The sequence below is a fragment of the Streptomyces thermovulgaris genome, assembly GCF_002155915.1.
GTDB lineage: Bacteria > Actinomycetota > Actinomycetes > Streptomycetales > Streptomycetaceae > Streptomyces > Streptomyces thermovulgaris.
In genome coordinates, this window is sequence record NZ_MUME01000306.1 from 1 (window position 1) to 8,241 (window position 8,241).

Annotated in this window: 7 protein-coding genes; 6 read left to right on the plus strand and 1 reads right to left on the minus strand. The window is 73.2% G+C overall.

Going from position 1 to position 8,241, the window contains the following annotated elements:
• The 4 genes from CCN35_RS21860 to CCN35_RS21875 form a co-directional block, all read left to right on the plus strand.
• A partial coding sequence (locus tag CCN35_RS21860; protein ID WP_281254815.1) for an FtsK/SpoIIIE domain-containing protein occupies positions 1–1,708 on the plus strand: 1,708 nt, incomplete at its 5' end.
• A 165-nt stretch (positions 1,709–1,873) separates the two neighbouring features.
• Entirely contained in the window at positions 1,874–3,289 is a 1,416-nt protein-coding gene (locus CCN35_RS21865) for an ABC transporter substrate-binding protein (RefSeq protein ID WP_067388000.1), read from the plus strand.
• A 7-nt stretch (positions 3,290–3,296) separates the two neighbouring features.
• The gene (locus CCN35_RS21870) at positions 3,297–4,637 is read left to right on the plus strand and encodes a carbohydrate ABC transporter permease (RefSeq protein WP_086794000.1); all 1,341 of its coding nucleotides are present in this window, start codon (positions 3,297–3,299) and stop codon (positions 4,635–4,637) included.
• An 8-nt stretch (positions 4,638–4,645) separates the two neighbouring features.
• Entirely contained in the window at positions 4,646–5,557 is a 912-nt protein-coding gene (locus CCN35_RS21875) for a carbohydrate ABC transporter permease (protein WP_067388421.1), read from the plus strand.
• Between the two features lie 117 nt (positions 5,558–5,674).
• Here CCN35_RS21875 and CCN35_RS21880 read toward each other — a convergent pair whose 3' ends face one another.
• A complete protein-coding gene (locus tag CCN35_RS21880; protein ID WP_067387997.1) occupies positions 5,675–6,088 on the minus strand; it encodes an organic hydroperoxide resistance protein in 414 nt (137 codons plus the stop codon).
• Positions 6,089–6,193: 105 nt separating this feature from the next.
• Between CCN35_RS21880 and CCN35_RS21885 the strand changes: the two genes are divergently transcribed.
• Entirely contained in the window at positions 6,194–6,688 is a 495-nt protein-coding gene (locus CCN35_RS21885) for a MarR family winged helix-turn-helix transcriptional regulator (RefSeq protein WP_236560500.1), read from the plus strand.
• A gap of 371 nt (positions 6,689–7,059) precedes the next feature.
• Positions 7,060–8,241: glycosyltransferase family 2 protein (locus CCN35_RS21890; RefSeq protein ID WP_086794002.1), on the plus strand; the 1,182-nt coding region annotated here is incomplete at its 3' end.

The window sequence follows — 8,241 nt, forward strand, 5'->3', positions numbered from 1 at the left end:
GCAGCCCTCCTCGCCGGCCGGCCCGGCCGGCGAGGAGGGCTGCACGGGGCCGTACACCGTGGTGGTCGTGGACGGCGATCCGGGCGGCACCTCGGTGCGCGCGGCGGTGACCCGTCTGGCTCAGGAGGGGCCCCGGGCCGGGATCCATGTGGTGTGTCTCGCCGAGACGGCGCCCGCCTCGGCCGCGTCCCCGGTGCCGGACACCTATGAGGCGGCGTGCGCGGTGTCGCCGGTGTTCCGGGAGTGCGGAGCCGTGGCCCTGCTCAGCGGCGACGTGGCCACGGCACTGCGGCTGATGCGCGTCGCGGCGCCCCCGCCGGCCGGCGGCCCGCGCGCCAAAGCGGCCTGCCGCCTCCCGGCCGGGCCGCCGCTGCCCACCCCGGTGACCCCCGGCACCCTCGCCGCCGTCGACGCCGTGTCCTTCGCGTGGGCCGAGCGGTTCGCGCGGGCCCTGGCCCCCCTGCGGCCGGACGGGTCCGCCGGGAACCGCCCCGCCCGGGTGCCGGTGCCGCTGCCGCCGTCCGCGCGGCTGCTGGACGAGCTGGGGCTGGCCCGGGCCACCCCGGCGTCGTTGCAGGCGCGCTGGGCGGACGCGGCCGACGACACCACGGCCCTCGGCGGGCGGGCCTGGGCGGTTCTCGGCGCCGGTCCGCGCGGACCGGTCTGCGTCGATCTCGTGGCCGACGGACCGCATCTGCTGATCGAGGGGCCGGCGGGCAGCGGCCGTACGGAGCTGCTGCGCTCCGTCGTCGCCTCGCTCGCCGCCGCCGAGCGGCCCGACCGCCTGGCCGTCGTGCTGGTGGAGGGCCGGGACGGCATCGGCACGGACGGCGGTCCGGGCGACGGCCTGCGGGTCTGCACGGACGTGCCGCATGTGACCACCCATCTCGCCGCCAACGATCCGGTCCGCATGCGGGAGTTCGCGCAGTCGCTGAGCGCGGAGCTGAAGCGCCGGGCCGAGCTGCTGGGGCGGTCCGACTTCGCCGAGTGGCACACCCGGCACACGGCATCCGGCCGTGTCGTCGCCCGGCGCACGGCCGCGTCCCCCGGCGTGCCCGGGCCGCGCCGCGCCGGCACGGGCGGTACGGCGGGCGCGGCGTCCGCCTCCGCGGGGGCGGCCGATCTCGACAGCCCGCCCAGTTCCACCCTGCGGCTGCGCCCCGGCGCGGCCCGCCGGCAGGCGGAGGTCGCTCCGCCGCTGCCCCGTCTGGTGGTGGTCGTCGACGACCTGGACGCCCTGGTCTCGCCCGCGCTCGGGGCGCCCGGGCGGCCCTCGGCCGGCTCCGTGATACGCGCGCTGGAGGCGGTGGCCCGGGAGGGCGGACGGCTCGGCGTCCACCTGGTCGCGGCCACCGCGCCCGGCGGCCGTACGGCCCAGAGCGAGCCGGTGCGCCGGGCCACGCTGCGGATCGCCCTGGACGCGCCGGCCTCGGGGCCGGACGAGCCGGCCCCCGGACGCGGACGGCTGACCTGGCCGGACGGCCGGGTGACGGCGTTCCAGGGAGGCCGTGTCACCGGCCGCATCCCCCGGACGGCGACCCAGCGTCCGACCGTGATCCCCCTGGACTGGCAGCGCATGGGCGACCCGCCGGCCCGGCGCTCGGTGCGGGAGCTGGGCAACGGGCCGACGGACCTGGCCCTGCTGGCCAGTGCCCTGGAGCGGGCGGCACGGGAGGTGTCCGCGGCACGGATTCCCTCGTTGCTGTGATCCGGTTCCCTCGTTGCTGTGATCGAGAGCTGACACCGAGTCACGACGTGGTAGCGATCGCCCGCTCGGCAGCGCGGGCGCTCCTGCCGCCTCCAGGGCCCGGCGTGGACCGGACCGCACGGGACAGCGCTCGGACGTTCGACGCAGACGGAGAACGGGGCAGTCATGCGCAGCACGAGCAGCACCATCCGGACACACCGCACCGCCGGAACCACCCGGATCACCCGGACCGCCAAAGCCGCCAGGGTTGTGGCAGCCGTCGCCGCGGGAGCGCTCGCGTTCTCCCTCACCGCGTGCGGCGGCGGCAGGAACAGCGACGGCCAGGACGGCGGGGACACGAGGACCACCACCACCGTCACCCTTCCCCGGCTGGACGGCACGACGCTGGAGGTCGCCGCCGTCTGGACCGGCAGTGAGCAGACGAACTTCAAGAAGGTCCTCGCGGAGTTCGAGAGGCGCACGGGCGCCAGGGTCACCTTCGTGCCCGCCCAGGACCCGATCGTCAACTTCCTCGGGTCGAAGATCGCGGGCGGCCGGCCGCCGGACGTGGCGCTGCTCCCGCAGCCGGGCGCCATCAGGCAGGCCGTGGAGAGGAAGTGGGCCAAACCGCTGGGCCCCGAGGTCCGCGAGCAGCTCGCCAAGAACTACTCGCAGAGGTGGCAGGACATCGGCACGGTCGACGGCACCCCGTACGGCGTCTACTACAAGGCCGCCAACAAGTCGCTGATCTGGTACAACGCCAGGGTCTTCGAGAACGCGGGCGCGAGCGAGCCCAGGACCTGGAAGGACCTGCTGACCACGGCCCGGCTGATCTACGACTCCGGTGTCACCCCGTTCTCGGTCGGCGGCGCCGACGGCTGGACCCTCACCGACTGGTTCGAGAACGTCTACCTCTCCCAGGCGGGCCCCGAGAAGTACGACCGGCTCGCCCAGCGCAGGATCAAGTGGACGGACCCGTCCGTCCGGGACGCGCTCACCACGCTCGCCCAGATCTGGTCCAGGAAGGAGTACCTGGCGGGCGGCCCGGACGGCGCGCTGCAGACCGAGTTCCCGGCATCCGTCACCCAGACCTTCACCGGCGGCGACCAGCCGAAGGCCGGCATGGTCTACGGGGGCGACTTCGCGCAGGTCAACATCGCCGAGACCGGGGCCGAGGCGGGCACGGACGCGAAGGTGTTCCCGTTCCCGGCCGTGGGCGACACCGCACCGGTGGTCTCCGGCGGCGACGCGGCGGTGATCCTGAAGGACTCCAGGGCCGCGCAGGCACTGGTCACCTTCCTGGCGTCGCCGGACGCGGCGACGATCCAGGCGGGGCTCGGCGGCTATCTCTCCCCGAACAGGAACGTGCCGGACTCGGCGTATCCGAACGAGGTGCAGCGCAGGATCGCCAGGGCCCTGATCGACGCGGGCGACGACTTCCGCTTCGACATGTCCGACCAGGCCCCGCAGGCCTTCGGCGGCACGCCCGGCAAGGGCGAGTGGAAGGCCCTGCAGGACTTCCTGAAGAACCCGGGCGACGTCGCGGGCACCCAGGCCAGGCTGGAGAGGGACGCGGCGGCGGCCCACGGCGACGGGAGCTGATCCGGCCATGAAGTCGGCCACGGCGGCGGGAACCCCACCGGTTCCCGCCCGATCCCGCAGTCGCAAGAGCGTGACCGGCACCCGCACCGTCGTGGCGGCCCTCTTCCTGCTGCCCGCCCTGGTGCTGCTCGGCGCGCTCGTGGTCTACCCCATCGGGTACTCGATCGTCCGCAGCTTCTGCAACGCCTCGGGCGACCGGTTCGCCGGATTGGACAACTACCGGGCCCTGTTCACCGACAGCGGCATCCGCACCGCGCTGAAGAACAACGTGATCTGGGTGGTGTTCGCGCCGACGGTCGCCACCGCCCTGGGGCTGATCTTCGCCGTGCTGACCGAACGGGTGCGCTGGGGCACCGCGTTCAAGCTGGTCGTCTTCATGCCGATGGCGATCTCCATGCTGGCGGCCGGGATCATCTTCCGGCTGGTGTACGACCAGGACCCGGACAAGGGCGTCGCCAACGCGGTGTGGGTCGGGGTGCACGACACCTTCGCCCCGTCCTCGGCGTTCCCGAGGGCGCACCCGGGCCGGAACTCGCCGCTGGTGCCGGACCGGGGCGGTTTCATCACCTCCGCCACGGTCCGCGTCGGCCAGCCGGTGAGCCTTCCGCTCGTCGGGGTCGCCCCGGACCGGATGCCGAAGGACGCGAAGAGGGCCGTGCGGGCCGAGCCGGAGCCGGGGAAGGTCACCGGCACGACCTGGCAGGACTTCACCCGCGGCAGGGGCGTCGGGCGGCTGGGCGAGGTCGACCCCTCCGAGCTCGGCTACGCCGGGATGCGCATCGAGGCGGTCAAGGACGGCAGGGTGGTGGCGTCGACGAAGGCCGCCGCCGACGGCACGTTCACCCTGCCCGCGCAGGCCGACGGCGCCCGGCTGCGGCTTCCCGCGGACAACTTCCGGGAGCCGTACGGCGGTGTGGACTGGCTCGGCCCGTCCCTGGTCACCCCGGCCATCATCGGGTCGTACGTGTGGATGTGGGCCGGGTTCGCGATGGTGCTGATCGCGGCCGGACTCGCGGGGGTGCCCCGGGAGCTGCTGGAGGCCGCCCGGGTCGACGGGGCCAACGAGTGGCAGGTGTTCCGGAGGGTCACGGTGCCGCTGCTCGCCCCGGTGCTCGCGGTCGTCGTGGTCACCCTGATGATCAACGTGCTGAAGATCTTCGACCTGGTCTACATCATCGCGCCGGGCTCCTCCCAGGACGACGCCAACGTGCTGGCCCTGGAGCTGTACCGCAAGGGCTTCTCGGAGGGCCGGCCCGACATCGCGAGCGCCATCGCGGTGTTTCTGCTGCTGCTGGTCGTCCCGGTGATGCTGTTCAACATGCGCAGGCTGCGGCGGGAGGTGCGGTGATGACGGCCATGGTCCGGAAAGCCGGAGGTCCCGTGCGGAAGACGCCCGCCCCCGGGGCCGTGAGGGCCGGGCAGTCCCTGGGCGCACGGCTGGTGGAGGCCGTCGGCGGCGGCGTCCTGAGGGTCTTTCTGATCGTGGTGGGCCTGTTCTGGCTGGTCCCGACGATCGGCCTGCTGCTGTCGTCGCTGCGCGCGCCGCGGGAGATGAGCGCGAGCGGCTGGTGGACGGTGTTCGGCAGGCCCTCGCAGCTGACCTTCGACAGCTACCGCAGGCTGCTGGAGAACAGCGAGATCACCCACTCCCTGCTGAACACCGTCCTGATCACGGTCCCGGCGACGGTCCTGGTGGTCGTGGTCGGCTCGCTGGCGGGCTACGCGTTCGCGTGGTTGGAGTTCCCGGGACGGGACTGGTGGTTCCTGGCCGTGGTGGGTCTGCTGGTCGTCCCCGTGCAGGTCGCCCTCATCCCGATCGCCGAACTCTTCGGCAAGGTGGGCCTGTTCGGCTCGGTGCTCGGGGTGATCCTGTTCCATGCGGGTTTCGGCCTGCCCTTCGCGGTGTTCCTGCTGCGGAACTTCTTCGCGGAGATCCCCCGCGAGCTGCTGGAGGCGGCCCGTCTGGACGGCGCCGGTGAACTGCGGCTGTTCGCCCGTGTGGTGATGCCGCTCGGCGGGCCCGCGATCGCGAGCCTGGCCGTCTTCCAGTTCCTGTGGGTCTGGAACGACATGCTGATCGCGCTGGTGTTCACCAGGTCCGGTACGCAGCCGATCACGGTCGCGCTGCAGACACAGGTGCGTCAGTTCGGCAACAACATCGACGTCCTGGCGCCCGGCGCGTTCATCTCCATGGTGATCCCGCTGGCCGTGTTCTTCGCCTTCCAGCGGCAGTTCGTCTCCGGTGTGATGGCGGGCGCGGTCAAGTAGCCGCGCTTCCCCGAAAGGGGGGCGGGCCGGTGCCGGCCCGCCCCCCTTTCGGCTGCTGCCTGGAGGTGAAAAGCGGCAGAGGAGCGCCCCGGGGCGAAAAAGCGGCGCCGGATCCGGTCACTCGACGACGAGGTCGACCGGGATGTTGCCCCGGGTGGCGTTGGAGTAGGGGCAGACCTGGTGGGCCTGCTCGACCAGCGCGCGGCCGGTCTCCCGGTCGACGGAGTCGGGCAGCTCGATACGCAGGGTGACGGCGAGCCCGTAGCCCTCGCCCTGCCTGCCGATGCCGACCTCGCCGGTGACCGCGGCGTCGCTGAGATCCACCTCGGCCCGGCGGCCGACCAGGCCGAGAGCGCTGGCGAAGCAGGCGGCGTAGCCGGCGGCGAACAGCTGCTCGGGATTGGTGCCCTGTCCGCTGCCGCCCATCTCCACCGGGGGAGCCAGCCGCAGGTCGAGACGGCCGTCGGAGCTGACGGCGCGGCCCTCGCGGCCGTGGGTGGCGGTGACGACGGCGGTGTAGAGCGCGTCCATGGGGGTCCTTCCCTCTCGAGGAGTCGTGCGGCTGACCGAGCACCATTAGTAGCACGCAATCAAGTTGTGCACAACTAAATGGCGCGCCAGAGCTATCCTGGCGGCATGACCACCGAGGTTCCGCAGGACGCCGCCGCGCAGGACGCGGAGTGGCTGCGCCTGGACCGTCAGATCTGCTTCTCGCTGCACGCCGCCTCGCGCGCCTTCAACGGCGTCTACCGCGCGGTCCTGGAGGAACTGGGGCTGACCTATCCGCAGTACCTGGTGATGCTGGTCCTGTGGGAGCACGGCGAGACCCCCGTGAAGAAGCTGGGCGAACACCTGCGCCTCGACTCGGGCACCCTGTCCCCGCTGCTCAAGCGCCTGGAGGCGGCCGGCCTGGTGCACCGTGAGCGCAGCACGCGCGACGAGCGCTCGGTGGTGGTCCGCCCGACCGAGCAGGGCGGGGCACTGCGCGCCCGCGCACTGCGGGTGCCCCGTCGCATCGCGGCGGCCACCGGCCTCACCCCCGAGGAGATCCGCGACCTGCGCACCCTCCTCGACCGCCTCACGACGGCCCTCGACACGGCGGCGCGGGAGGGGGTGCCGGACCGCGGGTGACGCCGCCCGCCCGCGGCACCCGCCACCGGCCGCTCACCCCCTTCTCACCCCTCCTCACTCCCTCGCGACTCCCCCGCACTTTTGCCCGACACTCCCCCCTCAGGGTGGAGACGGCAGGCCCCCCAAAGACGTCTGTCCCACGCTTCGGCCCAGGTCACAGGGGGTTCGTGACGGTTTTGAGCCCCTGTGCCCGTGCACGGCCGCCCGCCCGCCGCCGCGATACCGTCGTCCGGCCGAACAGTGACGCTCGGCACGGTTGATCACGTCGAAGAGGGAACCCGGGACGGGATCCCACCGTCTCCCGCACAGGGCGCGTGCCCCTCCTCTGCGGAGATCACCGACCACACCCATGCTTTCCGGCCCTGGATCCCATGCACTCGCATCAGACCCCTCACGAGACCCCTCATGTCGGCGTCGTCGTGATCGGCTACAACGATGCCGCCCACATCGCCGACGCCGTGCGCTCGGCACTCGCCCAGGGACCCGCCGTCGGCGAGGTCGTCGCCGTCGACGACTGCTCCACGGACGGCACCGCCGACCTGCTGCGCAGCCTCGCCGCGGCCGAGCCGAGGCTGCGGGTCGTCCGCCGCGAGGAGAACAGCGGCGGCTGCGGCACCCCGCGCAACACCGGCCTCGACACGGTGACGTCGCCGTACGTGATGTTCCTCGACAGCGACGACGTCCTGCCGCCGGGAGCCGTGAAGGCGCTGCTCGGCGCCGCCCGGGAGGAGCACGCACAGGTCGCGAGCGGCCTGTGCGTCCGCCGCGAACTGCCCTCCGGACGCGAAGTGCCCTGGCAGGAACAGCTCTACCGGGAAAGCGCCGTCCTCGACCGCCCCGAGCAGCTCCCGCGCCTGGTGCACGACACCCTGTGCGTCAACAAGCTGTACCGCACCGACTTCCTGCGCGAGCACTCCATCCGCTTCCCCGAGGGCCGCTTCCGCTACGAGGACTTCGTGTTCACCGCACAGGTGCTGGCCGCCGGACCGCGCATCGCCCTCGTCCCGGACCGGGTGTACGTGTGGAACGTGCGCCGGTCCGCCGGCCGGCTGTCGATCTCGCTGGACCGTGCGGCCGTCGACAACTGGCAGGACCGCATCGTGGCGAGCCGGACGGCGCACGCGATCCTGCTGAACGCCGGCCGCAAGGAGCTCGCCCGGGCCGCGCGCGCCAAGTTCCTCGACCATGAACTGCGCATGTATGTGCGCGAGCTGGGCCTGCGCGACGCGGAGTACCGGCGTGCGTGGTGGACGCACACCCGTGCGTACCTCGGCGAGTACGACGCGGCCGACTGGGACGACGTCGACCCGCTGGACCCCGGCCGTCTCCTCGCCCGGGTGATCCTGGCCTCCCCCGAGCCGCGCGACCTGCCGCGTCTGAGGGAGCTCGCCGCCCGTCCGGCCCGGCTCCGCCCGCCGTACGCACGGGACGAGCACGGCACCCCGGTCTGGGCCGAGGACCTGCCCCAGGTCACCCTGGAGCCCTGTCTGACCCGTCCGGCGCACCTGCTGCCCCTCGCCGTGGACGCGGAGCTGCGCCCCCGCGCGGGGGCG